Genomic DNA, 25,990 nt, shown 5'->3' on the forward strand with positions numbered 1-25,990 from the left:
TAAAATGTCTGTATGACAACGGCACCCACCCCCGAATCCCTGCAACCTGATTTGTTGCAGGGATTCGATATACCCGATGCGCACCTGGTCGGCTCCACGGCAGCCGAGGACGCTGCGGTGCAGCTGCCGATTGCCCGCGTACACATCGACACCCATGTGCCCCACCTCGATAGGCTCTTTGACTACCGGGTACCAGCGGCTCTTGATGAAGAGGCCCAGCCCGGGGTACGGGTGCGGGTTAAGTTCGGGGGGAGAGAGGTCACTGGCTGGTTGCGGGAGCGGGTAGAACATTCGGACGCCCCCGCCCGCCTGGTACCCCTGCACAAGGTGATTTCGCCCCTGCCTGTTGTTACCCCCGAAGTCTTTGAGTTAGCCGATGCCCTAGCGGAGCGCTACGCGGGGCTGGTTCCCGATGTGCTTCGCCTGGCTGTACCCCCGCGGGTCGCTAGCGTTGAGAAAGCTTTTATAGAGTCCGAAGACCCGGCCGAAGCGCCCACACCAGACTGCCCCGACCTCACCGGCTTCTCCGACTACGCCCAGGGGGCAGAGTTCTGTGAAGACCTGCTTGCCGGCCATCAGGCCCGGGCGGTGATGGCCGTGCTACCCTCCCACCCTGAACGGAGCTGGGAGCAGCTGCTGGCGTCCGCCCTGGTAGCTACCGCCTCCACCGGCAGGGGAGCCCTAGCCGTGGTGCCAGATCATAAGAGCCTTGACCGGCTCACAGCCGCCCTCGAAGAGCTGGTAGACGAGAGCGCCTTTGTGCGGTTGACTGCCAACGACAAGCCCACCCCCCGCTACCGCAGTTATCTGAAAGCGCAAAGCGGCCAGGTGCGTATCGTGATCGGTACTCGTTCAGCTGCCTACGCTCCCGTAGCAAACCTGGGTCTGGTTGCCTGCTGGGATGACGGGGACTCTTCCCTGGTTGAGCAGCGGGCCCCCTACTGCCAGGCCCGTGACGTTCTTCTACTGCGGGCCACCCTCGAAAAAACGGCGGCGCTCTTCATGGGCTATGCGGTATCCAGCGAGGCAGCCCGCCTGGTCCGCACCCGCTGGGCTAGCTACCTGGGGGCAGACAGGGCCCTGGTCAGGTCTTTTACTCCCCGGGTGATGCCCACCGGCGATGACTATCAGCTTGCCCGCGACCCCCTGGCAGCTATTGCCCGCATACCCCACCAGGCTTTCGCCGTAGCCAAGGACGCCCTCGCTACGGGGCCCGTGCTAATCCAGGTGGCCCGTGCCGGCTACATCCCCGCCCTGGCCTGCCAGCGCTGCCGCATGCCCGCCCGCTGCGATAACTGTCGCGGCCCCCTGACCCAGCCCGCCGGGGGAAGTGCCCCCCAGTGCGGCTGGTGCGGCCACCTGGCCCACCACTGGCACTGCCTTGACTGCGGGTATAACCGCTGGCGTACCGGTATCGCCGGTGCCCTGCGAACCGCAGAAGAACTGGGGCGGGCCTTTCCAGGGGTTCCGGTGATCACCTCCAGCGGCGAGAACATCAAAACCAGTATCGGCCCAGAACCGGCCCTGGTCATCGCCACCCCCGGCGGCGAACCGGTAGCTGAGGGCGGCTATGCGGCCGCCCTGCTGCTCGATGCCGACCGAATGCTCCAGTTCGACTCCCTGCGCGCCCCTGAAACCGCCCTTCGGCGCTGGCTCAACGCGGCAGCCCTGGTGCGCTCCTTTGCCGTGGGCGGCCGCGTCGTCACCACGGCCAGCCCCTCGGCAGCTCTTGAAGCCCTGGTGCGCTGGGACCCCATGGGCTTTGCCCTCTGGGAAATGGACGAGCGTGCCGAAATTGGCCTACCCCCGGCCGTCCGCACCGCCGCCATTACCGGTAGTGAGCGTGCCGTGCAGGTCTTTTTGGAGGCTATTACCCTGCCCGATGAGGCCCGCGTCAACGGCCCCATGCCCCTGGCCGATTCAACCGGCTACTACGAGGGGGAGGTCGACAGCGACCTCTACCGCGCCATTATCTTCTTCCCCTATGCCGTGGGACCCAAACTCACCCACCACCTGCGCTCTATCAAGGCTTCACTAGCTGCCCTGAAAAAGAGCGAGCCCGTGCAGATACGCTGCGACGGGCTCGATATTCTCTAGGTCTGCCCGGTGCCTGGGGTAGCGGGGGCAAGCGCCCGGGGCGGCTAGGCTTCTACTGCCGATGAAGGGAAGAAGCTAAATCTAGTAGGGTGAGGGCGCTCTGTTCCCAGGTGTAGCGGGCGGCGTCCGCAAGACCGTTCACAATGCTTCTCTGCTGGACTTGCCGGTCTTCTAGGTCGCGTACCGCCTGCGCAAAGGCAAAGGGGGAGTTGGTCTCAGCAAAGAGGGCTGAAGGGGCAATTTCCCGGAAAATCGGGATATCCGACAGCACTACGGGGCAGCCCGCCGACTGGGCCTCCACTACTGGCAGCCCGTAGCCTTCTTCCCGCGAGGCGGTGAGCAGGGCGGCGGCGGTACGGAGCAGCTGGCGGTAGTCTTCATCGCTGGTTCCCCCGTGGAACACCACGTTTTCTCCCGCAAGAGGGGCAAGTTCCTCCAGACGTGCCGGGGCTGCCTTGGAGAGTAGGTGCAGGCGGTAGTCCGGTAGGAACTTCATGGCCTGCAGCAGGGTTTCAACGTTTTTGTAGGGCATGAAGGAGCCCATGTAGATCAGGTCTTTAGTACGCGCCGTGGCCAATTCGAGCGCCTGCTCCTGGGTCACAAAGTCCTTAGTCTGGGGGGCATTGGGTATCACCGTAATGGGGTTGGTGGTCAGCTCGTGCTCCCGCATCAAAGCCGCCGTGGTCTGCGAGACCGTAGCGACGGCGTCCGCCCGGTTCAGCAGGTAGCGCTGGGGCGCGTAGGTGGTGTGGAAGGCCCGCCAGCCCAGCCGAACCGGCAGGGGGAGGAAGCCCGGCGGCGTGGGGTGGGAGTAGTAAATCAAATCGTGCAGGGTCAGGATCAGCTTGAACTGCCTGCCCAGCCCACCCAGCCCGATGGTTTGCATGGGCGAAAAGACCACGTCGGGTAAGTAGCGGTTGAGCTGCAGGGCGGCGGTGGGTTCCAGAGCAGACGTCGGTGCACAGATCTGCACGGACGGCAGGTCGGGGAGCATCTCAAGCTGACGTTCATCACTCACCACCATGGTGAGCTCCAGGCCTTCGGGCAGGCGCCGGTCACCGGCGTCCGCGAGCTCCTTGAGGGCAAAGAGTAAGGACGCGGTGTAGCGGCTAATCCCGTCGTGAAAACCGATGCGGGTATAGCGAGCATCAATAAAGAGTTTCATGCTACTTGCCCTCCTCCAGGTCTTGGGAATGAAAGTCAGCAATCAGGGAGGCAGCCCGCAGGGGAGTCTCGTAGTGAATCAGATGGCCGACCTCGGGAATGATATCAAGCCGCCCCCGCTGGAGTTTACGGGCCATGGCCTGCTGAAGTTCTAGGGTACCCAGGTCGTCTTTCTCTGCCACAATGAGCTGGACCGGCATCGGCAGGGCCGAGGTGAAATCAGCTGCGGTAGAACTGATAGAAGCCCGGTAGGCCTGTAGAACCGCCTCGCGGGAGGCAAAGGCACCGAAGTAGGCATCGTGCTGGCCGTTGATGAACCGGCGCAGGGCGGGGTCGTGATTTTTCATCATGAACTCACTGCTCAATCTGGTCACCAGGCGGGAACGCAGCAGGGCAAAGCCCAGGGAAGCAGGTAGGGCAGCTCCCGCACCGTAATAGAGCTCAGCCAGGCGACTCATCACCTTTTGGTCCCCCTCAAGGGCAGGCTGGCAGATGGGGTTAATCAGGGTCAAACGCTCTACCAGATGGGGGCGCACCAGGGCGGTATAAGAGCTCACGATCGACCCGAAAGAGTGACCCACCAGGTGCACCGGGCTGCCCACAGCGGTCTCAATGAAATCAACCAACCAGGCAGCATAGGTGCTCACCGCATGCTCAGCCCCCTCAATCGGGGCAGTTTTGCCAAAGCCCGGCAGATCAGGGATATAAACACAAAAATCCTTCAGGCCGGTGGCAATGATTTCGAGGCCGTGGTGATCGCCCCTAAAGCCGTGCACCAAAACCAGGGGAGCGGCGTCCGCGTTTCCATACACCCACCAGCGACTATAGGTGCCACCAGCCCAGCCCTCGTAGCGCGTCCCGGCAGGAACCTGCTGAGGTACCGGCTCAAAAACACCGGCCGAGTGGGGGCTTGCAGACATGGTGACTCCTTCTCTCTACCCCCACCACTGTACCGCCTCACCGCCCACTTCTCAGTGGGCAAACTGCCACCGGGCAAAGCAAGCCCAAGCGCGGTACACTAGGAAGCAAACTATTGACAGCTCAGACTCGTGCGCGCCCAAAAAGCGTAAGCACCACTCGACAGACAGGAAACACGGTGACTGCTGAGGTAGAACCTACCGAACAGAACGAAACCACCTGGGACTTCCGCTCCATGGAAGCCAAGTGGCAGCCCTACTGGGAAGAAACCAAGGTTTTTGAACCCACCAACGAAGAAGGCAAGGAAACCCGCTACGTAGCGGACATGTTCCCTTACCCCTCCGGCGACCTCCACATGGGCCACGCCGAAGCCTTCGCCATTGGCGACGTCACCGCCCGCTTCTGGAAGCAAAAGGGCTACGATGTGCTGCACCCCATCGGCTGGGACTCCTTCGGCCTGCCCGCAGAAAACGCAGCCATCAAGAACAACACCCACCCCAAAGAGTGGACCTACAAGAACATCGAGACCCAGGCCGGTTCTTTCAAGCGCTACGGCATTATGACCGACTGGTCCCGCCGCCTGCACACCTCTGACCCCGAATACTACAAGTGGACCCAGTGGCTCTTCCAGCAGTTCTACAAGAAGGGCCTGGCCTACCGTAAGTACTCCCAGGTCAACTGGTGCCCCAAGGACCAGACCGTGCTGGCCAACGAGCAGGTTGTCAACGGCGAGTGCGAACGTTGCCACACCCCCGTGACCAAGAAGTCTCTGAACCAGTGGTACTTCAAGATCACCGACTACGCCCAGGAACTGCTGGACGACATGAAGGAACTGGAGGGCCACTGGCCCGACCGCGTGCTGGCTATGCAGCGCAACTGGATCGGCCGTTCCGAGGGTGCCGAGGTTACTTTTGAGGTTGAGGCTGCCGGCAACAAGCCCGCCACCACCGTAGACGTCTTCACCACCCGCCCCGATACCCTCTACGGAGCAACCTTCTTCATCGTGGCAGCCGACGCCGACCTGGCCCTCGACCTGGTAACCGACGACCAGCGGGAAGCCCTGGAAGCCTACCGCGAAGAGATCAAGGTTCTGTCGGATATCGACCGCCAGTCCACCGACCGCGAGAAGACCGGCGTTTTCCTGGGCCGTTACGCTATCAACCCCCTGACCGGCGATAAACTGCCCCTGTGGGCCTCGGACTACGCCCTGGCCGACTACGGCACCGGTGCGCTGATGGCGGTTCCCGCCCACGACCAGCGCGACCTGGACTTCGCCCGCAAGTTCGATATCCCCGTCATCACCGTTCTCGACACCGGTGAGGACGACCCGGCAGAAACCGGCGTCGCTACCACCGGCGATGGTGTACACATCAACTCCGGCCCGCTGGATGGCCTGAACAAAGCTGACGGTATCTCAAAGGCCATCGAGATTCTTGAAGAGAAGGGTGTAGGCACCGGCAAGGTCAACTTCCGCCTGCGTGACTGGCTGCTCTCCCGCCAGCGCTTCTGGGGCTGCCCCATCCCCGTCATCCACTGTGAAGAGCACGGCGAACAGCTGGTTCCGGAAGAGCAGCTGCCCGTCCTGCTTCCCGATAACCTGGCCGGTGAAGACCTGGCGCCCAAGGGCCAATCACCCCTGGCAGCTGCCACCGACTGGAACACCGTTCCCTGCCCCGTCTGCGGTAAGGACGCCAAGCGCGACTCAGACACCATGGACACCTTCGTGGATTCCTCCTGGTACTTCCTGCGCTACGTCTCACCGAATTACGACCAGGCTATCTTCGACCCCGAGCAGATGAAGAAGTGGAACCAGGTCGACATGTACGTCGGCGGTGTTGAGCACGCGATTCTGCACCTGCTCTACGCCCGCTTCTTCACCAAGGTCATCCGCGACCTGGGCCTGATTGAACACTCTGAGCCCTTCAAGGCCCTGATGAACCAGGGCCAGGTGCTCAACCAGGGTAAGGCTATGTCCAAGTCACTGGGTAACGGTGTTGACCTGGGCCAGCAGCTCGATAAGTTCGGCGTCGATGCCGTCCGCACCGTCATGGTCTTCGCCTCCCCGCCCGAGGACGATGTCGACTGGGCTGACGTTTCCCCCGCAGGTATGCAGAAGTTCCTGGCCCGCGCCTGGCGCGTTGCCCAGGACGTCACCAGCGAGGTGGGGGCGGACGGCGCAAGCGGCGACGCTGCCCTGCACAAGCTGGTGCACCGCACCGTCCACGACGTCGATGCCCTGGTAGAGAACGGCAAGTTCAACGTTGCCGTGGCCAAGACCATGGAGCTGGTCAACGCTACCCGCAAGGTCATTGACTCCGGTGCAGGTGCTGCCGACCCGGCCGTCCGCGAGGCTGCTGAGACTATCGCCATCCTGCTCTCCCTCTACGCCCCCTACACCGCAGAGGACGCCTGGCATCTGCTCGGCCACGATACCCCGGTACTGACCGCCGGCTGGCCCGAGGTCGACCCGGCCCAGCTGGTAGACGATACCGTCACTGCAATCGTGCAGGTCAAGGGCAAGGTCAAGGACCGCCTGGAGGTCGCCAAGGATATTTCCGAAGCCGATCTTGAAGCCCTGGCCCTGGGGTCAGAGGCCGTTCAGCGAGCCCTAGGCGACGCTGAAGTACGCAAGGTTATTGTGCGTGCCCCCAAGCTGGTCAACATTGTGATCTAGTGAGATCTAGATAGATATCATCGGGTGCTCCTTCCGTAGCGAGGGGCACCCGATTTTCTATCTTTTGGGTGATTGCTATGGACTGAGTCACTCCAAGGGCTTGGCTAGGCGGTAGAGTAGTGAGGTGCGTTCTATAGCCCTGGTCACCGATTCATCTGCTGCCCTGCCCGCCGCTACCCTTGAAGAGCTCAAGGCCGAAGGCGGGTTTAGTCTGGTTGAGCTACCGGTTACCGTGGGCGACCGTGCTTTGGATGACCTACCGGCCGATCAGATAGATGCCGCTATCGCTTTGGCTCATGTTCAGGGGGAGCAGGTGCTGACCTCCGGCGTTGCGCCGGGCACCCTGGTGGACGCCTACGAGCAGCTGGCAGCACAAGGCTACTCTGCGATTATTTCGGTTCACTTATCGGGGGAGCTGTCGGGTACCTGCGATGCGGCCCGTTTAGCGGCGCACCTGGTCGATGTGCCGGTGGTGGTGGTTGACTCGTTCAACTTGGCGATGGGGCTGGGCGAGCCCGTGCTCCGCCTGCACCGTCTCCTTGCCCGAGAGCAGGACTTAGAACAGGCCACCGCTGTAGCCGAGGAGCTCTGTGCTTCTACCGAACTCTTTTTCTTCATCCCTACCCTGGACGCTCTTAAACGGGGCGGACGCGTCAGCCCCGCTCTAGCTATGGTGGGCCAGATGTTTCAGATTCGGCCTGTGGCTACCGTGCTCGATGGCAAACTGCACTACGTTGAGCGCCCCCGCACTACAGCTAAGGCGATTGAACGGCTTGCAGTTTTGACCGAACAGGCCAGTGCCGAGCGGGCCGGTGAATTACCGCTAGATGTGCCGCTGAAGGATAGGGAGTCAGCCAACCTGCTCAGACGCCAGGGGCAGGTGGTTGCCATCCATTACAGCGGTAATGAGGAGCAGGCGCGGGAGTTTCAGCAGACCCTGGGGTCTATCGCCTCTGGGGCCGTGCTGACGCCCCTGCCCCCGGTGCTCTCTGCCCATGCGGGCTTAGGGGCCCTGGCAGCCGTTATTTTCTAGAGTTATGTTCAAGATGGTGCAGAGCCCCTGTGGATAGGGGCCTGAGTCGCGTCATCTTGTGACTCGGGTGCACCACCTACGAGGTTTCTGGGGCTAATTTCCGCAGATTGGTGGGAGGGGCTTTATCCACAGGTGCCTTTGGCCTTGGCCTAGCCGCTCGGAAGCTCTTAGCCTGGGGCCATGTCTCAGAACTCTAGGTACCCCGCTGATACCCTACCGTCTGTTTCGATTGAACCTGCCGATATCGATACAGGTCAGCCGAGTCAGACTGACTATCTCTTGCGCAGCAGGCGCCACGGCCCTGCTCCTGCGAGCGCCACACGGAGCCCCCGCCATCGGGTGCTTCTTGAGCGTGCTTTGGCGTCTTCCGATTCGGAGGCTCCCGGTCTTGGCCCGCAGGCTTCGGTGACCCGATGGCGGGTGCCTACAGGTGCTCTGGTGATTCTTGCTCTTGTCTTGGGTCTTGTTGCTCTGTGGCCTGTGGTGTTTTCTGGTGGCGGCTCGTCTGTGTCGGCGGTTCCTGTGGCCCCTTCTGGGGAAGCCACGGTGCAGGCTGATGGGGGTAGCCCGGTGCAGGGTGATGAGGCTGGTCAGGGGCTGAGCACCGGGGCGGACGCTACTTCAGTTGCCGCTCATGGGGGAGGTGCGCCTGTGGTGGTTCATGTTGCCGGCGCGGTGCAGACCCCGGGAGTCTATGAGCTGGATTCTGGGAGCCGGGTAAACGATGCGGTCACAGCTGCCGGCGGGCTCAGGGACGATGCTGATACATCGGCGATCAACCTGGCAGCCCCTGCCAGCGACGGGAGCCAGGTGTATATTCCGGTGCAGGGCGAGGCACCACCTAGTTCAGAGGGTGGCGCCGAGGCCGCTCACGGGTCGGCTGGCACGTTTCCCGGTACAGACCGGGGCGCGGACGCCGCCGGGCTAGTGAATATCAATACGGCAAGCACCGAAGAGCTTCAGACCCTGCCGAAGGTCGGCCCGGTGCTGGCTGCATCGATTATTAGCTGGCGGGAGCAGTACGGGGGTTTCAGCTCGGTGGATGAGCTGGACCAGGTTTCGGGCATTGGTCCAGCCACTCTTGAAGCTCTCCGCCCGCTGGTGACGGTATGAAAAGGGTACTGGCTGCTGGGCGGAGCTGGCAGCAGGCACAGGCTGAACGGGCCGAACATCGGCGGGTGCAACCGCGTCTGACCGATGCCCGTCTTGTGGTACCTGCTGTGGGGCTCTGGTGTTTTACTGCTCTGTGGATTCTTGCCGGGGCCCGGTGTGCGCTCTGGGCTGGGGCCCTGCTCGCTTGTCTTGCTCTGGGCTCCTGGTGCAGCGCCCAGATTTTAGTTCGGAAAAGTATTGCGAAGGTGAAAGGTCCACTGACCCAGGTACCGGTCTCTGTGTCATATACTCTGGCGCTAACCTGCCTGCTCGCTGCCTTACAGACTGTTGCCCTTCAGGCCCGGGGCTACCCTCAGCAGTGGGAGCTGATGCAGACTCTGAACGGGCAGGGAATACGAGTGACGGCTGAAGTAACTGAGGCCCGGCCTGCTCCGACGGGTGGGTATAGGTTGCAGGTAGAAACCGTGGAGATGAGACAGGCTACTAGGACCTGGAGCCAGCGGGTACCGCTCAGCATCTATACAGATAAACTTTTTATTCCGGGGAGCACTGTCAGCGCGGTGGGGGAGTTGAAGGTCAGCGGAACCTACTACCGGTTGCAGGGAGCTGTGAGCCTGCTGGAGCAACCGGCTTCTGTAGCCCCTCTCTTCGAACTTAAGAGCGGGTTGCGCGATAGGGCAGTGGGCCATCTGGGTGCCGAACGGGCTGGCCTGCTCCTGGGTATGGCCTACGGCGATGACTCTTCACTTCCTGCAGCGGCTCTTTCATCTTTGCGGGTGGCCGGTCTAACGCACCTGACAGCTGTTTCGGGGGCCAACATTACTCTGATTTTTGTCGTCGCCTACCGTCTGCTCTACCCGCTGTGGCCCCGGCGCCCTGCCCTCATAGCAGTCGGAGTAGCCGCGTCATCGGCCTACGTCGTGCTGGTAGGGCTTGACGGTTCTGTACTCAGAGCCTGGGTAATGGGGTTACTGGGAGCTCTAGGTCTGATTCTTGGCCACGGAGCCTACCGCCTGGCTTTCCTCTCAACCTGCGTGATGGCTCTTCTTCTGGCAGCGCCACCCCTTGCCACCCACTACGGCTTTATTCTCTCGGTCGTGGCTACAGCTTCCCTCCTGATACTGGCACCGGCTCTCTCGCGCCTCCTCAGTAGAGCGCTGCCCCTTCTGCTTGCTGATCTGGTAGCCCTACCCTGTGCAGCTAGCCTCTGGTGCACGCCGGTGATCCTGATACTTTCTGAGTCCATCTATCCCTATACAGTCCTAGCTAACCTTCTGGCCGCCCCTTTGGTAGCACCCATTACCGTGCTGGGGTTACTTGCCCTCATCGGCTATACCCTGGGGCTAGCCCAACCCCTGCTCGATGCCCTCATGAACCTCGGTGGCTTTCTTACCCAGGGGCTGCTAGCGGTTGCTGCCTGGTGCTACAAGCTACCGGCAAGCCAGCTACCCTTGGCACTTTCACCGCTTACTCTAGGGTTGACCCTGCTGGCCGTTGTGGGTATCAGCTGGCTGGTTCTCGCAGCGGACAGGTCTCTCAACTCCCTGCCTCAGGCTCGCTTGCCTCGGCTGCTAGGGGGCAGGCCGTGAATCGCAGAAGACACAAAGCCCTCATTGATACGGCCCTCATAACTCTGGTGATTGGTCTAGCGGTCTTCCTGCTACAGAACCGCTGGCCGTCCTCTAACCGAGCCCCTGACCACTGGCAATGGATCACTTGCGATGTAGGCCAGGGGGATGCCCATCTCATACGCACCGGGCAGAAATCAGCCTACCTACTCGATACCGGGGACGATTACCCTGCTCTTACATCGTGTCTAGACTGGGCTGGTATTGATCAGCTGGAAGCTGTGCTTATTACCCATGCACATAGCGACCACGATGGGGCGCTAGAACAGGTTCAAAGTGACTTCGCCCAGCCGACGCTGGTGACGTCACCCCATTACAGCAGGCAGGGGCAGCAGACCCCGGTCACGCAAGGAACAGCTGCCTATCGGCTTTTTGCGGGCTCGGCCTTCCCCGAAGAGTCCGTTACCGCAGGGCGGTACGAGGTAGCCGGTCAGCCCCTGGGCCGGGTGCTCTGGCCCCCGGCCCAGGCCCAGAGGATTCCCGGCGCAACCGGCTCCTCTAGCTGGATTAACAATTCCTCCCTCGTCATCCATTGGACCCTGCCTGCCAGGGAGACCGGCCAGAGGCCGCTGACCGTGCTCACCACGGGGGATCTTGAAGCGGACGCCGCCCACCGGCTTCTTGCCGAATCGGCAGGGCAGGTGCCTGCCGACGTCCTTAAAATAGCCCACCACGGCTCGGCGGGCAGCGGAACCGACCTGATCATCGCAGCCAGCCCCTCCCTAGCGCTCATCCCTGTGGGAGCAGGCAACAGTTATGGGCACCCGCATGAGAGTATTCTCAGCTTCCTGAACCAACGTTCTATCCCCGCTGCCCGCACAGACCTTTCGGGGCATCTGGCTCTGACCACCAGTGACCGGGGGATTGAGGTGACCGCCTCGGGCTAAACCTGCACAAAAGCGCTTTATCTGACAAGATAGAAAGGCACCCAAGGAGGATACATGGCACGCACACCCCGCACCCGCTCAGCTGGTCCAGATAACGGCTGGCGATCGGTTCCGCTTGCTCCGCTCGTTTTGCTCTACGGCCCCGAAGAATACTTTGCCTCCCGGGCTACCCAGCGGCTCCGCCAGCTCTTTGAAGAGGCCCACGGCAGCTACGAACTCACCAGCCTTTCGGCCAAAGATTACCGGGCCGGGCAGCTAGACGTCCTTGCCAGCCCCTCCCTTTTTGATGAACCCAAAATCATTGAGGTCACCCAGGTCGCCTCCATGAGCGACGCCTTCCTGCAGGACGCCCTTGCCTATGCCGCTGCGCCCCACGACTCCACCCTGGTGATACTGCACCACGCAGGCGGTAACAGGGGCAAAAAGCTCATTGATACTATCAAGGCCAATAAGTCCTACCCGGTGGTCGAGTGTAAGGCCCTTAAGAATGAACGCGACCGGCTGGACTTCGTCATTTACGAGTTCCGCTCGGCCCAGCGCTCTATTGACCCGCCCGCAGCGGCAGCTCTTGCGGCAGCAACCAGTGATATCTCAGAACTAGCCTCGGCTGCCCGCCAGCTTATTGCAGATGAGCCGGGTACCATCACTGTAGATACCATCGACCGCTACTTTGGCGGCCGTACCGAGGTCACCGCCTTTAAGGTGGGCGATGCTGCGGTAGCGGGCAACAGCAGGGAAGCCATTAAACTGCTCCGCCAGGCAATCGATACCGGAAGCGACCCTATCCCTATCCTGGGTGCTCTGGCCGCCCGTATGCGTAACATTGCCAAAGTGCACGGGGTGCGTGGCAACTCAAACCAGCTGGCGGGCGACCTTAAGATGGCTCCCTGGCAGGTAGAAGCTGCCCAGCGGGATTCCCGCAGGTATGCGCCTGCCGACCTGGCCCGCGTCCTTGCCCTGCTGGCCGATACTGATGCCCAGCTCAAGGGTGAGAATCTTGACTCTTTCTACCCCCTAGAAAAAGCCGTCCTGGCTATTTCTCAGGCCTCCCGTACCCACTAGCGACAGGGCAAGAAAGCACAAGGCCCCGCTCCCATGAAAGGGAGCGGGGCCTTGTGTCACTTCGCTCTTAGACGCCGGCTAGAGGGGCCGGAATATAGAACTTAGGAAAGCTTGTTGACGAGAACGGTCAGACCGGACTTCTTGTTAGCTGCGTTCTTCTTGTGCAGAACACCCTTAGAAACAGCCTTGTCCAGCTTGCGGTTCGCAACACGAAGAGCTTCAGTTGCTGCTTCAACGTTCTGAGCTTCAACTGCCTCGTTGACCTTACGGATGGAGGTCTTGAGATCTGACTTGATTGCGTTGTTGCGCAGACGAGCCTTCTCGTTGGTGAGGATGCGCTTCTTCTGGGACTTGATGTTAGCCACGATTAAAAACTTTCTGTTTTTGTCTAATTGGTCGGTGAGGGCTGCGCTGACCGGTCATCGACTGAGCGGCGTGGGGATGCCTATGGCAACCAGTCAGCAGTGCCCGATGACCATCGGACACACAAGGGTTAACTTTATCAGCTCCGCCCCAGCTTAGGGCAGAGATATAAGCAACAATTTTTCTTAGACCCTGCCAGGTTGGGTGGAGCAGGCTCGCAGCGAAGCTGCTGGCTTCGGGGCTGGCGTGAATCGCTTGTGAGCGAAGCGAACCAGCGAGAGGGTCGGCAGCGAGCGCGAGCCTGTGTAACCCCTTGTGAGCAAGTTTCTTAGCGACGGCGGTAGGCCTCGGCGATGAAGTCGAAGGTTGCCCGGTCCATGATGGCTCCTTCACGGCGGATACCGTTCGGGTTGAGCTGGATGACACGGTTGAGTTTGACTTCGGAGTCGCGCCCTTCCTTGTCCCATACGCCTGTACCAATGTCCAGGTAGTTGGGGTCGGCGGTGCGGGAGTTGGAATGGTCCTTGCTGGTGAGCATCAGTCCCAGAAGGTAGGAACCGGAACGTCCGATGACCAGGACAGGGCGGTCCTTGCCCTGGCTGTAGTCCTCTTCGAAGGGGACCCAGGCCCAGACGACCTCGCCGGGGTCGGCGTCGCCGTCGAGAGCGGGGGAGTAGTCAAAGGCTACCGAGCCGAAGTAGTCGCCGGGGTAGCCGCCCTGTTCCCAGCTTCCGGTGGACTGACCGGCAGGGGCCTGCTGGTTACTGCCGGAGCCGAAAGTACCAAAATTGCCGTTGCCGGCGTCCGGATGCTGCCGGGTGCGCGTGCCTGCCTGGCTCCTGCCATCAGAGGGGCGGGTACCGGTGCCCTGCTGCTTATTCTTCTGGTTCTGGTATTTGTTCCATTCCCGGTAGATGCGCTGGCCGATGTTCAGTGCCTGCTGGATGGTTCGCATGTTGATCTTCATGGTCACTACAATAATCGCTGCTCATCGGCGCGCGAGCAGACACGCACCGGCTAAATGTGAGAAACTGGTTAACTGATTTCTACCGTCAGAGACCCGGTAGGCTCCCATGAGCTTTCTGAGAGTCGTGAAAGGACCCAACACACGTGTCACCCTTGGCGACCAACCCGCCCAAACCGGCGGCCACTGACCCTTCCGTTATCCGTAACTTCTGCATCATTGCGCATATTGACCACGGTAAGTCCACCCTGGCTGACCGCATGCTGCAGGCCACCGGCGTGGTTACTCCGCGCGAGATGAAGGCCCAGTACCTTGACCGCATGGATATCGAGCGTGAGCGCGGTATCACTATTAAGTCCCAGGCTGTTCGTATGCCCTGGGAGGTGGACGGCGTCAACTATGCCCTGAACATGATTGACACCCCCGGTCACGTTGACTTCACCTACGAGGTCTCCCGTTCTCTGGCTGCGTGTGAGGGCGCCCTGCTGCTGGTTGATGCTGCTCAGGGTATTGAGGCTCAGACCCTGGCTAACCTCTACCTGGCTATGGAAAATGACCTGACCATTATTCCGGTGCTCAATAAGATTGACCTTCCGGCAGCCCAGCCCGATAAGTATGCCGAGGAGCTGGCTAACCTGATTGGCGTTGAGCCTGAGGATGTGCTGCGGGTTTCGGGTAAGACCGGTGAGGGCGTACCCGAGCTGCTGGACCGTATCGTTGAGCTGCTGCCCGCGCCCGAGGGTCAGGCTGATGCCCCCGCTCGCGCCATGATTTTTGACTCTGTCTACGATTCCTACCGCGGTGTGGTCACCTACGTTCGTGTGGTGGACGGCAAGCTGGAACCCCGCCAGAAGATTAAGATGATGTCTACCGGTGCAGAGCATGACCTGCTGGAAATCGGTGTGATTTCTCCCGAGCCCAAGCCGACCGACGGCCTGGGCGTGGGCGAGGTAGGCTATCTGATTACCGGTGTGAAGGACGTCCGCCTGTCCCGCGTGGGTGATACCGTCACCGGTGCCCACAAGCCTGCCGCAGAAGAGCTGGGTGGCTACGAGGACCCCAAGCCCATGGTTTTCTCGGGTCTCTTCCCGATTGACGGCTCTGATTACCCGGCCCTGCGTGACGCCCTCGATAAGCTGCAGCTCAACGATGCCGCCCTGATTTTCGAGCCTGAGACCTCTGCGGCTCTGGGCTTTGGTTTCCGTTGTGGCTTCCTGGGTCTGCTTCACCTTGAAATTGTGCGTGAGCGCCTGGAACGCGAGTTCAATCTCGACCTGATTTCTACTGCCCCCAACGTTATCTACGATGTGGTGGCTGAGGACGGCACCGCCCAGCGCGTGACCAACCCTTCCGAGTTCCCCGAGGGTAAGGTCGCTACCATTCGCGAACCGATGGTGGCCTGCACCATCATTGCCCCGAACGAGTTTGTGGGCGCGATTATGGAGCTGTGCCAGTCCCGCCGCGGCACCATGGGCGGCATGGACTACCTTTCCCAGGATCGCGTGGAACTGCGCTACCGCCTACCCCTGGCCGAAATTGTGTTTGACTTCTTCGACCAGCTCAAGTCCAAGACCCGCGGTTATGCCTCCCTGGACTGGAAGTTTGACGGTGAGGAAGAAGCCGATCTGGTCAAGGTCGATATTCTGCTGCAGGGCGAGAAGGTCGACGCTTTCTCGGCCATTACCCACCGCGATAAGGCCTACTCCTACGGCGTGATGATGACCGGCAAGCTGCGCGAGCTGATTCCTCGTCAGCAGTTCGAGGTGCCGATTCAGGCTGCTATTGGCTCTCGCATTATTGCCCGTGAGAATATCCGCGCTATGCGTAAGGACGTTCTGTCTAAGTGCTACGGTGGCGATATTTCGCGTAAGCGTAAGCTGCTGGAGAAGCAGAAGGAAGGTAAGAAGCGTATGAAGATGGTGGGCCGTGTTGAGGTTCCCCAGGAAGCCTTCATCGCAGCCCTGTCTTCCGGTGAAGAAGGTAAGGACAAGGGCAAGAAGTAATGCCAGCCCAACCTCTGGGTGCTCCAGCCCCTTTGGACGGCAGAATCCCCGTTGATTCTGCCGTCCACGGCGTTGAGCGCGATTTTTCTCTCTACGTACACGTGCCCTTTTGCTCGGTACGGTGTGGCTACTGCGACTTCAATACCTACGCCACCGAGGATTTTGGCAACGGGGTGGGTTTGGGTACCTATGCCGAGGACGCCATCGCCGAGTTGCGCTTTGCCCGGCAGGTTTTGCGCGAGTCGGGTGTCGCTGACCGTCCGCTCTACTCTGTCTTTTTTGGTGGGGGAACCCCCACCAAGCTGCCCGCAGCCGACCTTGTGAGGATTCTGCGCGAAGCGGTTGAGCTGTTTGGTGTAGAAGAGGGTGCCGAGGTAACGACCGAGGCCAACCCCGACTCGGTGACCCGCGAGGACCTCGAGACGCTGAAGGCCGGTGGCTTTACCCGGGTGTCCTTCGGTATGCAGTCGGTGGTACCTGAGGTACTTGAGGTGCTTGATCGTACCCACACTCCGGCGAATGTTCCCAAGGTGGTTGCCTGGGCCAAAGAGGTTGGGCTGCAGGTATCGGTTGATCTGATTTACGGGTCGCCGGGGGAGAGTCTGGCCCAGTGGGAGCAGTCGGTGCGGGCTGCGGTGTCGTATGCCCCCGACCATATTTCTGCTTATTCGCTCATTGTTGAAGAGGGTACCAAGCTGGCTGCCCAGATTCGGCGGGGCGATTACACCATGCCCGATGAGGACCTGATGGCGGATATGTACCTGCTGGCTGAGCAGATCTTCAATGAGGCCGGCTACCACTGGTATGAAGTGTCGAACTACGCCAAGTCACCGGAGTATCGTTCCCGCCATAACTATGCCTACTGGCGCAACCAGGACTGGTGGGGAATTGGCCCCGGCGCCCACTCGCATGTAAACGGCACCCGCTGGTGGAACCTCAAACACCCGGTACCCTATGCCAACCGAGTCCGGACTGGTCAAAGCCCGGCTGCTGCCCGCGAGGTTTTGGGGGAGCAGACCCGTAGGTTTGAGGACATCATGCTACAGGTCAGGGTCATTGACGGCCTAGACATTTCCCGCCTGCTGGAGGGTGGCGATGCTGCCCGAATCGAGGCGTCCCTGAACTGGCTTGAGGGGCAGGGCTTGGTTGACCCCGAGGCAAGAGCGGGCGGACGCGTGCAGCTCACCCTCCAGGGGCGCCTACTGGGCGACGCGGTGACCAGGGAGCTCCTCCCCGATATTGACAGCTAACTGCTTTTCCCCACCAGGGGAAACGAAAGGGGGCGGTCTGACTCAGCTGAGTCAGACCGCCCCCTTCATGTTCTAGCAGCCCGGGTGCCTACTTACCGCGACGAGTGAGCTTGCTGAAAAGACGGGTATTACCCTTGTACTGGTAGGGGTTGCCGCGGGTTACCTTTACACCGGCGATCAGAGCTGAGATAGCCAGGTAGGTCCAGGCCAGGGCAGCAATCAGGCCAAAGAGCCAGCCGATAGCCGGAATGTTGCTGAGCATAATAGAGACGGCCAGAACCAGGGTGGGCAGCAGGGTGAAGTCGAGAGCTTCACGGGATTCCTGCTCGGTGAAGGGGCCGCGGCCTCGGTAGAGGTAGTAGATGACGGCCGCGGGAATACAACCTAGCACGCCCCCAAAGTGTGCAGCGGTTGCGATATTACGGTCTGCGCTAACAGACAGGTGTGCAGCGGTTGCAGGTGACCCCTTGTAGGTGGTCGAGGAAGGTGCTGATGCGGTCTTCAAGAATTCTTCTCTTTGAGGTTGAAGGGCGAATGAGTGATGCGCAGGCTTTTAAGCCCACCAGTCACAATTTTAGTCAAAGCCGGGGGAGGGCGGTATATGTGAAGCCTACGAATTTATGGGGGAGCAGGACGATATTTGTCACACCGCCTGTACCCGCTCTAGCCTGCGGGCCCGTCAAGGGTGACGAAGTCAATGAGGTGTTCTACCGGCCCTAAGAGACTTGGTTCAAGGTCGGTGTAGGAATTGACCCTCTTGAGAATGGAATCCCAGCCGGCGCGGACGTCCTCGGGGGTATCCGCCGCCCGCCCGAAACGCCGCAGTATGCCTGTCTTCCAGTCTTCCCCGCGGGGAACCTCGGGCCAGGCCTGTAAGCCCAATACCTGGGGCTTGACGGCCTGCCAAATATCCACAAAGGGGTGGCCCACAATCAGCACGTTATCGCGGGCACCTGCCACAGCCATAGCCTCTTGCGCGATGCGCTCTTCCTTACTCCCTGCCACCAGGTGGTCTACCAGAATTCCGAGTTTGCGGTGGGAGGCCGGGCCAAAACCTGTAACCGCTGCGGCGAGATCGTCAACCCCGTGCAGGGGTTCCACCACGATACCCTCAACCCGTAGGTCGTGGCCCCAGACCTTCTCAATAAGCTCAGCATCGTGCACGCCCTCCACCCAGATACGGCTGGCCCTGGCCGTCCGTGCCGGAGCGTTCTCCACCGCAACCGACCCCGACTGAGAAACCTGCCGTGTAGCGGTCTTAGGCTTCTGCTGAGGCTTGGTCAGATCAATGCTGCGGCCCTCAAGCAAAAACCCCGGGCCCAGGGGGAAGAACTTGATACGGCCCCGCCGGTCTTCGAGGCCCACCTGGGGGCCGGACGCCGTAGCCCGCAGGGTCACTGCCGCCCCCACAAAGCCGGTGGCGGCGTCCTCTAGCACCATGCCGGGGACAAGAGGTACCTTGGGCAGGGTAGGACGGTGGGAGGTGAGGTCAGCCTGACCCCAGGTATCGCGGTAGTCCATCGGTGTGTCTCTCACTCTCTCATCCAGTGCATTAGCCATCAGCGTACCGAGTTCTGATTCTAGTTCAGTGGTATTAGAGTTAACGGGTAACTTAGCACTCAAGGTCATCAAGTGCTAATCTAGCCCCGCAGACCTCTTCGCCCACCAGGCGAAGACCTATGAGCCCAGGAGGTGCCGTGAACCACCCGAGACGCTTGCAAGTTCTGCAAGCCATCGTCGAAGAATACGTGCACACCCGTGAGCCCGTAGGGTCTAAAACCCTGCTCGAGCGGCACCAGCTGGGGGTCTCAAGCGCCACCGTGCGCAACGACATGGCGGCCCTCGAAGAGCAGGGCCTGATCCAGGCTCCTCATGCCAGTGCCGGGCGAGTGCCCACCGACCGGGGCTACCGACTTTTCGTTGACCAGATATCGTCCCTACAGCCCCTCTCTGACGCTGAAAAACGGGCAATTCACACCCTGCTCGATAGCGCCGAAAGCGTTGATGAGATGATGAAGACCAGCGTGCGTCTGCTCTCATCGCTCACCCACCAGGTAGCTATGGTGCAGTACCCCACCGGCCCGGCTACCAGCGTGCGCCATATCGAGCTGGTCTCCCTCTCCAGCACCACGGTGCTGCTGATTCTTATTACCGACTCCGGCCAGGTTAACCAGCGCACCCTCACCCTTGCCCACAGCCCCGAAGAGCTTGCAGTGGCCCGCCAGCAGCTCCTTGACCTCTACGCCAACCGTACGCTCGACAGCATAGCCGCAGCACCGGCGTCCGCCCCCGGCAATAACCTGCTCAGCCCCCTCACCGAGGCCCTGCACCTACTCGCAGCCCAGGGTGCCTCTTCTCAGGTGCTGATTGCGGGCACCTCCTACCTTGCCGCCTCGACCGTAGATTTTAGAGGCAGCATCGCCCCGGTGCTCGATGCCCTAGAAGAGCAGGTTGTGCTGCTCAAGTTACTCACCGACCTAGACCACGATGAACGCGGATTTGCCGTGAGTATCGGCTCTGAGAACCGCAGCGAATCCCTGGCCGAAACCTCGGTCGTAGCCAGTAGCTACGGGCCCGGGGGAGCTGCCCACGTGGGAGTCGTTGGGCCCACCCGCATGGACTACACCAGCACCGTCTCCAAGGTCAACGCCGTAGCCCGGTACCTATCCAAGATTTTGAGCCAGGCCTAGCCCTGCGCCTACCCCCCTTTAAACCAGCCCATCGAAAGAGAGAACCAGTGAGCAGTCACTACGAAACCCTCGGCGTCTCACGCGATGCCAGCCCCGAAGAAATCAAGAAGGCCTACCGCAAGAAGGCCCGCCAGTTGCACCCCGACATCAACCCTTCAGAAGAAGCTGCCGAGGAGTTCAAGCGCGTCTCCCTCGCCCACGATGTGCTCTCTGACCCCGAAAAGCGTCGCATCTACGACCAGACCGGCAACGAAAACGGCACCGCCGGTGGCTTCGGTGCAGGAGCAGGCGGCTTCGGCGGGGGCTTTGGCGGCTTCCAAGACATCTTCGACACCTTCTTCAACTCTACCCCGCGCGGCCCCCAGAGCCGCGTCCGCCAGGGCCAGGATGCCCTCATCAACGTCAAGATCGACCTCAAAGATGCCGTCTTTGGCACCAACAAGCCCATCACCGTTGATACCGCCGTCACCTGTGACCTCTGCAAGGGTGAAGGAACCGCTGAGGGCACCCACCCCGAAACCTGCGATACCTGCCACGGCCAGGGCTACATGCAGCGCCAGGTCCAGTCGATTCTGGGCACCGTCGTGCAGCCCGTTGAATGCCCCACCTGCCGCGGGTTCGGCACCGTTATCAAGCACCCCTGCGCCGAATGCTACGGCGAAGGTCGCGTGCGGGAACGCAAGCCCCTCACCATCAAAATTCCCGCCGGCGTCACCAACGGCGCCCGCATCCGCCTGGCAGGCCAGGGTGAAGCCGGTACCGCAGGCGGCCCCAACGGCGACCTCTACGTTGAGCTGCGCGTCAACCCCGACCCCACCTTCAGCCGGGACGGCGATGACCTGGTAGCCACCGTAGGTGTGCCCATGACCGCAGCGGCCCTGGGCACCACCATTACCCTCGATACCTTCGACGGCCCCCAGCAGGTACAGATTCCCACCGGAACCCAGTCAGGTGACGTGGTCACCCTCAAGGACCTGGGCGTCACCCACCTGCGCGGCGGCGGCCGCGGCGACATCCGTGTACAGATTGAGGTGCGCACCCCCACCGCCCTCACCGAGGAACAGAAGAACCTGCTCAAGCAGTTCTCCGAGCTTCGCGGCGAGGACCTGCAGGTCAGCGAAACCGTCACCCATAAGCAGGGCGGCTTCTTCTCCCGCCTCAAAGACCACCTCAAATAGGACTACCCCATGAGCAACGCTGTCTACTACATCGAACCTGACGAGCTAGCTGCCCTGACGCCAGGTGCCACCCTGCACCTGACCGGCGACGAGGGGCACCATGCCCTCGTCAAACGTCCGGAGCTTGGGGAAGGGCTCGACGTAGTAGACGGTGAGGGTAACCGCGCTATCACCCGGGTTACTGAGCTGGGTCAGGACGGACCCGTGCTTGAAGTCCTCGAACTCACCGAAGATACGGTGGGGGTAGAGATATACCTTGTGCAGGCCCTAGCTAAGGGGGATAGGGATATCCAGGCCATTGAGATGGCCACCGAGCTGGGTGCCCACGGTATTGTGCCTTGGAGCGCCGACCGGTCGATTGTGCGCTGGAAGATGGAGCGGGCCGTCAAAGCACGGGCTAAGTGGCAGAATACGGTGCGGGCAGCAGCTAAGCAGTCCCGCCGGGCCCTGCTGCCCCCGGTCTACGAGCAGCACTCAACCGCAGATTTAGCCGACCTTGCCCACGAGCTGGGGGAGGACGGCCTCTTCCTGGTTCTCCACGAACAGGCAGACTACCGTCTCACCCAAGCTCTTGAGCGGCACCTGACCGATCGGGTAAAAGAGGTCTACTTCATCGTTGGCCCCGAAGGTGGTATCAGCCCCCGAGAACTCGACCTGCTCGCAGAAGCCGGGGCCCACACGGTGCTGCTTGGCCCAGAAATCCTCCGCAGTTCTACCGCCGGTGCAGCCGCTATTTCTGCCCTCAACGTTGCGTTAGGACGCTGGTAAACCCCGTTCTGCTACAGGTAAAGTAAGAACTACCGCGTACGCTTTGTATTTCAAGGAGCTCTGACAGCCCGCACGGGCATCTATGACTACCTCATCTACGGCTAGCAGCCGCCCCCTCTCTGTTGCCCGCACCTTCTCCTTCCGGTCAACCGAAGAGATGGTCGCGGTACTTGGCCCCCACGACGGAAATATCACCCTGATTGAGCAGGCTTTCCCCGGTCTCACTATCCGCCCCAAGGGGCTAGACGTCATCGTTACCGGCCCCTCAGAAACCGTAGCCACCACCGTCCGTCTGCTGGCTGAACTCACCATTTTGGTAGAGAACGACACCCAGGTCACCGGCGAGGTGGTCAAGCGCATCATGGGCATGATGACCGCCAGCCTCTCACACCCAGCAACCGCGATCAGCCAGAATATTCTGAGCTCCCGGGGCAAGAATATTCGCCCGAAGACCATTAACCAGAAGTCCTATGTCGATGCCATCGATGCCAACACCGTGGTCTTTGGCATCGGCCCGGCAGGTACCGGTAAGACCTACCTGGCCATGGCCAAGGCGGTACAGGCCCTCCAGTCAAAGGAAGTCAACCGCATCATTCTGACCCGCCCAGCTGTCGAAGCTGGCGAGCGCCTGGGCTTCCTGCCTGGGTCGCTGAACGAGAAGATTGACCCCTATCTACGCCCGCTCTACGATGCGCTGCACGACATGATGGATCCCGAGACCATTCCCCGCCTGATGGAGGCCGGGACCATCGAGGTGGCGCCCCTGGCCTATATGCGCGGTCGTACCCTGAACGACGCTTTCATTATTTTGGATGAAGCGCAGAACACTACGGTGGAGCAGATGAAGATGTTCCTGACCCGCTTGGGCTTTGGCTCCAAGATGGCGATTACCGGCGACGTCACCCAGGTGGACCTGCCCGGTGGTCAGGCCTCAGGTCTGAAGCAGATTCGTCAGATTCTTGAAGGTATTGACGATATCCATTTCGCGGTTCTGCAGGCCGAGGACGTGGTGCGCCACTCCCTGGTCTCGGATATTGTGAGTGCCTACGATAAGTGGGACGATGCCAAGACCTCGATGGAGCGCCGCCGTAATCGCAAGGTCAAGCGCCAGACCATTGAGGCTGCGGCCGAAAAGCTGCTGCAGCAGTCAGGTATCGATGTAACCCCCGAAGAGAAGGCCTAGCCCCGTGAATATTGAGTTTGATATTGAAGAGCCCGGCGCAGAGGCGAGCGACTTTGTGCGTGAGTCTTTTGAGGCTGTCGATACCGGTGTGTTGGAGAAGCTGGTAGCCCACGCCTTTGCCCATATGAAGGTCTCACCTGAGACCGAGCTGTCTATCGCTATTGTGGGCGAAAGTGAAATGGAGCGCATCCACATCGATTGGATGGATTTGCCCGGCTCCACCGACGTGATGAGCTTCCCCATGGACGAGCTCACCCCCGGCACCGACGATCAGCCTGCCACCGGCGTCCTCGGTGATATTGTCTTGTGCCCGCCCGTTGCTGCCCGTCAGGGGGTGGACGCAGGCCACAGTACCCTCGATGAGCTCTGCCTGCTCACCACCCACGGCATCCTGCACTGCCTGGGCTTTGACCACGCCACGGCGGAAGAAGAGGCTGAAATGTTCGGTATTCAGCGCACCATTCTTGAAGAGTTTCTGGGGCGCCCTGCACCTGTAGAGACGAGGCACTAACCGGTGTTTTCTTATGCTTTGCTGGCCTGTGCCGTCCTGCTCTTAGTCTTGGTGGGCTACCTGCTCACCGCCGTTGAGTCGTCCTACACCTACCTGCCCCGCTCTGAGGCCCAGCGTCTGGGGGAGGAGCCCGAGAACAAGAGCATTCGGGCTATTCTCGCTGACCCCGAGCCCTACTTCCGGTCCCTGCGTATCTGGCGGGTTCTGGCTGAGGTGTCTTCAGTCGTCTGTTTCTTCCTGCTCGTCCACGACCTGTTCAGCCGCACCTGGGTGAGCGTCCTGGTCACCCTACTTGTCATGACCGTTGTGGTCTTTGCCTTCTTCGGGGTTGCCCCCCGCCTGGTGGGCCGCACCAAGCATACTCAGGTCTTCTCGGCGATGGCCGGGGTGGTTTACGGGCTGGGCGTGCTGACCCGCCCCTTCTCGTCCGCTCTCACCGCCCTGTCCCGCAAGGTCAGCCCCAAGGACTCCGAGCAGGTTACCGGCATCTTCACTGAAGATGAGATTCTTGAGTTCGTTGACCGCGCCAGTTCTTCTGAGGCTATCGAAGACGACGAGGCAGAGATGGTGCAGTCCATTTTTGAACTCGATGAGACCCGCATCCGCTCAATTATGGTGCCGCGTGCCGATATGGTGACGGTTGACGTCACCGAAAGCCTGGACGACGCTATCTCCCTCTTCCTGCGGTCGGGCTATTCCCGCGTGCCGGTGCTGGGGGAGTCCTTTGACGATGTGCGTGGCATGCTCTACCTCAAGGACGCCCTGGCCGCCTCACGCGAGGCGGGGGCAGACCTTAAGAGCTTGGGGATTACCTCTCTGATGCGCCCGGTCCGCTATGAGCCAGAATCCAAGCGCGTGATGGACCTGCTCAAGGAAATGCAGCGTGAATCTACCCACGTCGCTGTGGTTGTTGATGAGTATGGCGGAACCGCCGGTCTTGTAACCCTAGAAGATCTCATTGAAGAACTGGTCGGCGACATCTCTGACGAGTACGACAACGAGAAGCCCGAAATCACCCTGCAAGACGACGGCACCTTCAAGATCAGCTCCCGCCTGAGTATTTGGGAACTGGGCGAGCTCTTCGGCCTAGAACTTGATGATGAGGACGTCGATACGGTCGGCGGTCTGCTAGCTAAACACCTGGGTCGGGTACCGATTATCGGCAGCGAAGTTGTTGTTGAGGGTATTCACATTAAGGCTATTGGTTCTCGTGGGCGCCGCAATAAGATTGGCACGCTCTCTGTTTGGGCAGACCCTGCGCCGCAACACCCTGTAAAGTAAAGCCAAGACATTACTTAATCCCATCATTGGAGTATCTGCATGGAGTTTGCTTCCTTCCCCGACGACTACACTGCGGGCTTTGCCGTTCTGGTAGGCCGCCCCAACGCCGGTAAGTCAACCCTCACCAATGCGCTGGTCGGGCAGAAGGTCGCTATTACCTCCAACCGCCCGCAGACTACCCGCCACACCATCCGCGGTATTGTGCACCGTGAGGACTTCCAGCTGGTGCTGGTTGATACTCCCGGTCTGCACCGCCCCCGTACCCTGCTGGGTGAGCGTCTGAACGACATGGTGGCGCAGACTCTCTCTGAGGTCGACGTCATTGGTTTCTGCATTCCTGCCGACGAAAAAATCGGCCCCGGTGACCGCTACATTGCGCAGCAGCTGGCTGCCTCGGGCAACAAGCCCATCGTCGCTATCGTCACCAAGGCCGATAAGGTGGGTCACGAGCAACTGACAGAGCAGCTCCTTGCCGTTTCGGCGCTGGGCGATGAGGTCATGAGCGCTGAGCGGGCTGCCCGCCAGCAGCGCCGCGAACGTCAGGAACGCAAGAAGAAGGGGGAGGAGCTTCCCTTCCGTAAGGGTAGCGGCCCGGCCGCTACCCGTGAGAAGGGTCAGGCCACGCCTGCTCCGGTTAATGACGGCCGTGGCGGCTGGGCAGATATCATCCCGGTTTCTGCGGTTAAGGACTACCAGGTAGAAGAGGTCGCGAAGCTCCTTTCGTCCTACCTGCCTGACTCACCCCCGCTGTACCCCACCGGCGAGCTGACCGACGAGCCTGAGGCCACCCTGGTAGCTGAGCTGGTGCGAGAAGCGGCTCTGGAAGGCGTGCAGGACGAACTGCCCCACTCAGTAGCCGTCACCGTTGAAGAGATGGAACTGCGCGAGGGCCGCAGCGAGGATAACCCCCTGCTCGACATTCACGTAAACCTATTTGTAGAGCGAGACTCCCAAAAAGGAATTATTATCGGTAAGCGGGGAGCTCGCCTGAAAGAAATCGGTCAAACCGCCCGTAAGAACATCGAGGCCCTGCTCGGCACCAAGGTCTTCCTCTCCATTCATGTGAAGGTTGCCAAGGACTGGCAGCGCGACCCCCGCGCTCTGGGCAAGCTGGGCTTCTAAGTTTTCCCCTCTTATCAGGAGTTTCCTCCCAGTTTTACCCCCTAAGCTGGGCTGAAGAATCGGTCACCCCCGTACCGTAGACGAATCGGAGATACCTTTTA

The 25,990-nt window shown here is 60.8% G+C and carries 22 protein-coding genes; 16 read left to right on the plus strand and 6 right to left on the minus strand.

The window, feature by feature from the left end; genetic code table 11:
• Nucleotides 1–12 precede the first annotated feature (12 nt).
• Nucleotides 13–2,097, plus strand: coding sequence for a primosomal protein N' (locus ACFP6B_RS08955; RefSeq protein ID WP_377129355.1), 2,085 nt, complete (start codon nt 13–15; stop codon nt 2,095–2,097).
• A 52-nt stretch (nt 2,098–2,149) separates the two neighbouring features.
• Here ACFP6B_RS08955 and ACFP6B_RS08960 read toward each other — a convergent pair whose 3' ends face one another.
• Together ACFP6B_RS08960 and ACFP6B_RS08965 are read right to left on the minus strand one after the other, a co-directional pair.
• Complete coding sequence (locus tag ACFP6B_RS08960) at nt 2,150–3,262, minus strand: glycosyltransferase family 4 protein (RefSeq protein WP_377129357.1); 1,113 nt, start codon at nt 3,260–3,262, stop codon at nt 2,150–2,152.
• Between the two features lies 1 nt (nt 3,263).
• Nucleotides 3,264–4,181 carry an alpha/beta fold hydrolase gene (locus tag ACFP6B_RS08965; protein WP_377129359.1) on the minus strand — a complete coding sequence of 306 codons (918 nt, stop codon included), beginning with the start codon at nt 4,179–4,181 and terminating at the stop codon, nt 3,264–3,266.
• A 233-nt stretch (nt 4,182–4,414) separates the two neighbouring features.
• Between ACFP6B_RS08965 and leuS the strand changes: the two genes are divergently transcribed.
• The 6 genes from leuS to holA all read left to right on the plus strand — a co-directional run bounded on the left by leuS (nt 4,415) and on the right by holA (nt 12,576).
• Nucleotides 4,415–6,853 (plus strand): leucine--tRNA ligase, encoded by a 2,439-nt coding sequence (gene leuS, locus ACFP6B_RS08970; RefSeq protein WP_237185766.1) that lies wholly within the window; start codon nt 4,415–4,417, stop codon nt 6,851–6,853.
• Between the two features lie 124 nt (nt 6,854–6,977).
• Nucleotides 6,978–7,886: a DegV family protein gene (locus ACFP6B_RS08975; protein ID WP_377129361.1), complete on the plus strand. Its 909-nt coding sequence runs from the start codon at nt 6,978–6,980 to the stop codon at nt 7,884–7,886.
• 180 nt (nt 7,887–8,066) lie between these two features.
• Nucleotides 8,067–8,999: a helix-hairpin-helix domain-containing protein gene (locus tag ACFP6B_RS08980; protein ID WP_377129363.1), complete on the plus strand. Its 933-nt coding sequence runs from the start codon at nt 8,067–8,069 to the stop codon at nt 8,997–8,999.
• Between the two features lie 245 nt (nt 9,000–9,244).
• Entirely contained in the window at nt 9,245–10,588 is a 1,344-nt protein-coding gene (locus tag ACFP6B_RS08985; protein ID WP_377129365.1) for a ComEC/Rec2 family competence protein, read from the plus strand.
• A complete protein-coding gene (locus ACFP6B_RS08990) occupies nt 10,585–11,514 on the plus strand; it encodes a ComEC/Rec2 family competence protein (protein WP_377129367.1) in 930 nt (309 codons plus the stop codon). Before ACFP6B_RS08985 ends, ACFP6B_RS08990 begins: the two co-directional genes overlap by 4 nt.
• A 54-nt stretch (nt 11,515–11,568) precedes the next feature.
• Complete coding sequence (gene holA, locus ACFP6B_RS08995) at nt 11,569–12,576, plus strand: DNA polymerase III subunit delta (protein WP_237206612.1); 1,008 nt, start codon at nt 11,569–11,571, stop codon at nt 12,574–12,576.
• A 101-nt stretch (nt 12,577–12,677) separates the two neighbouring features.
• Here the strand turns inward: holA and rpsT are convergent, their stop codons facing one another.
• On the minus strand, nt 12,678–12,941 hold the full coding sequence (gene rpsT / locus ACFP6B_RS09000) for a 30S ribosomal protein S20 (protein ID WP_185172890.1): 264 nt from the start codon (nt 12,939–12,941) through the stop codon (nt 12,678–12,680).
• A 326-nt stretch (nt 12,942–13,267) separates the two neighbouring features.
• A complete protein-coding gene (locus ACFP6B_RS09005) occupies nt 13,268–13,906 on the minus strand; it encodes a type II toxin-antitoxin system PemK/MazF family toxin (protein WP_237185702.1) in 639 nt (212 codons plus the stop codon).
• A gap of 143 nt (nt 13,907–14,049) precedes the next feature.
• Between ACFP6B_RS09005 and lepA the strand changes: the two genes are divergently transcribed.
• Complete coding sequence (gene lepA / locus ACFP6B_RS09010; protein WP_377129370.1) at nt 14,050–15,906, plus strand: translation elongation factor 4; 1,857 nt, start codon at nt 14,050–14,052, stop codon at nt 15,904–15,906.
• Complete coding sequence (gene hemW / locus ACFP6B_RS09015) at nt 15,906–17,156, plus strand: radical SAM family heme chaperone HemW (RefSeq protein WP_377129372.1); 1,251 nt, start codon at nt 15,906–15,908, stop codon at nt 17,154–17,156. The genes lepA and hemW overlap by 1 nt, the downstream gene beginning before the upstream one ends.
• An 88-nt stretch (nt 17,157–17,244) precedes the next feature.
• On the opposite strand, the gene ACFP6B_RS09020 is transcribed toward hemW, so the two are convergent.
• The gene (locus ACFP6B_RS09020; protein WP_237198969.1) at nt 17,245–17,661 is read right to left on the minus strand and encodes a DUF4870 domain-containing protein; all 417 of its coding nucleotides are present in this window, start codon (nt 17,659–17,661) and stop codon (nt 17,245–17,247) included.
• A 158-nt stretch (nt 17,662–17,819) separates the two neighbouring features.
• Nucleotides 17,820–18,677 carry a DUF3097 family protein gene (locus ACFP6B_RS09025; protein ID WP_377129491.1) on the minus strand — a complete coding sequence of 286 codons (858 nt, stop codon included), beginning with the start codon at nt 18,675–18,677 and terminating at the stop codon, nt 17,820–17,822.
• A gap of 176 nt (nt 18,678–18,853) precedes the next feature.
• On the opposite strand from ACFP6B_RS09025, the gene hrcA reads away from it, so the two are divergent.
• The 7 genes from hrcA to ACFP6B_RS09060 all read left to right on the plus strand — a co-directional run bounded on the left by hrcA (nt 18,854) and on the right by ACFP6B_RS09060 (nt 25,889).
• The gene (hrcA, locus tag ACFP6B_RS09030) at nt 18,854–19,846 is read left to right on the plus strand and encodes a heat-inducible transcriptional repressor HrcA (protein ID WP_377129375.1); all 993 of its coding nucleotides are present in this window, start codon (nt 18,854–18,856) and stop codon (nt 19,844–19,846) included.
• Between the two features lie 47 nt (nt 19,847–19,893).
• Nucleotides 19,894–21,024 carry a molecular chaperone DnaJ gene (dnaJ, locus tag ACFP6B_RS09035; protein WP_377129377.1) on the plus strand — a complete coding sequence of 377 codons (1,131 nt, stop codon included), beginning with the start codon at nt 19,894–19,896 and terminating at the stop codon, nt 21,022–21,024.
• Nucleotides 21,025–21,033: 9 nt separating this feature from the next.
• Nucleotides 21,034–21,792 (plus strand): 16S rRNA (uracil(1498)-N(3))-methyltransferase, encoded by a 759-nt coding sequence (locus ACFP6B_RS09040; RefSeq protein ID WP_377129379.1) that lies wholly within the window; start codon nt 21,034–21,036, stop codon nt 21,790–21,792.
• 82 nt (nt 21,793–21,874) lie between these two features.
• Nucleotides 21,875–22,975, plus strand: a complete 1,101-nt coding sequence (locus ACFP6B_RS09045; protein ID WP_377129381.1) for a PhoH family protein — start codon at nt 21,875–21,877, stop codon at nt 22,973–22,975.
• A 4-nt stretch (nt 22,976–22,979) separates the two neighbouring features.
• Entirely contained in the window at nt 22,980–23,486 is a 507-nt protein-coding gene (gene ybeY, locus ACFP6B_RS09050; protein WP_237205240.1) for an rRNA maturation RNase YbeY, read from the plus strand.
• A gap of 3 nt (nt 23,487–23,489) precedes the next feature.
• Entirely contained in the window at nt 23,490–24,767 is a 1,278-nt protein-coding gene (locus ACFP6B_RS09055) for a hemolysin family protein (RefSeq protein WP_377129384.1), read from the plus strand.
• Between the two features lie 39 nt (nt 24,768–24,806).
• Complete coding sequence (locus tag ACFP6B_RS09060; protein WP_237185691.1) at nt 24,807–25,889, plus strand: GTPase Era; 1,083 nt, start codon at nt 24,807–24,809, stop codon at nt 25,887–25,889.
• Nucleotides 25,890–25,990 lie beyond the last annotated feature (101 nt).

The organism is Rothia nasimurium (genome assembly GCF_042660305.1).
Lineage (GTDB): Bacteria > Actinomycetota > Actinomycetes > Actinomycetales > Micrococcaceae > Rothia > Rothia nasimurium.

Coding starts and splice junctions, on each gene's coding strand:
- ACFP6B_RS08955 (WP_377129355.1), top strand. CDS start 13: ATGACAACGGCACCCACCCCCGAATCCCTGCAACCTGATTTGTTGCAG.
- ACFP6B_RS08960 (WP_377129357.1), bottom strand. CDS start 3,262: ATGAAACTCTTTATTGATGCTCGCTATACCCGCATCGGTTTTCACGAC.
- ACFP6B_RS08965 (WP_377129359.1), bottom strand. CDS start 4,181: ATGTCTGCAAGCCCCCACTCGGCCGGTGTTTTTGAGCCGGTACCTCAG.
- leuS (WP_237185766.1), top strand. CDS start 4,415: ATGGAAGCCAAGTGGCAGCCCTACTGGGAAGAAACCAAGGTTTTTGAA.
- ACFP6B_RS08980 (WP_377129363.1), top strand. CDS start 8,067: ATGTCTCAGAACTCTAGGTACCCCGCTGATACCCTACCGTCTGTTTCG.
- holA (WP_237206612.1), top strand. CDS start 11,569: ATGGCACGCACACCCCGCACCCGCTCAGCTGGTCCAGATAACGGCTGG.
- ACFP6B_RS09005 (WP_237185702.1), bottom strand. CDS start 13,906: ATGAAGATCAACATGCGAACCATCCAGCAGGCACTGAACATCGGCCAG.
- hemW (WP_377129372.1), top strand. CDS start 15,906: ATGCCAGCCCAACCTCTGGGTGCTCCAGCCCCTTTGGACGGCAGAATC.
- ACFP6B_RS09025 (WP_377129491.1), bottom strand. CDS start 18,677: ATGGACTACCGCGATACCTGGGGTCAGGCTGACCTCACCTCCCACCGT.
- ACFP6B_RS09040 (WP_377129379.1), top strand. CDS start 21,034: ATGAGCAACGCTGTCTACTACATCGAACCTGACGAGCTAGCTGCCCTG.
- ACFP6B_RS09045 (WP_377129381.1), top strand. CDS start 21,875: ATGACTACCTCATCTACGGCTAGCAGCCGCCCCCTCTCTGTTGCCCGC.
- ACFP6B_RS09060 (WP_237185691.1), top strand. CDS start 24,807: ATGGAGTTTGCTTCCTTCCCCGACGACTACACTGCGGGCTTTGCCGTT.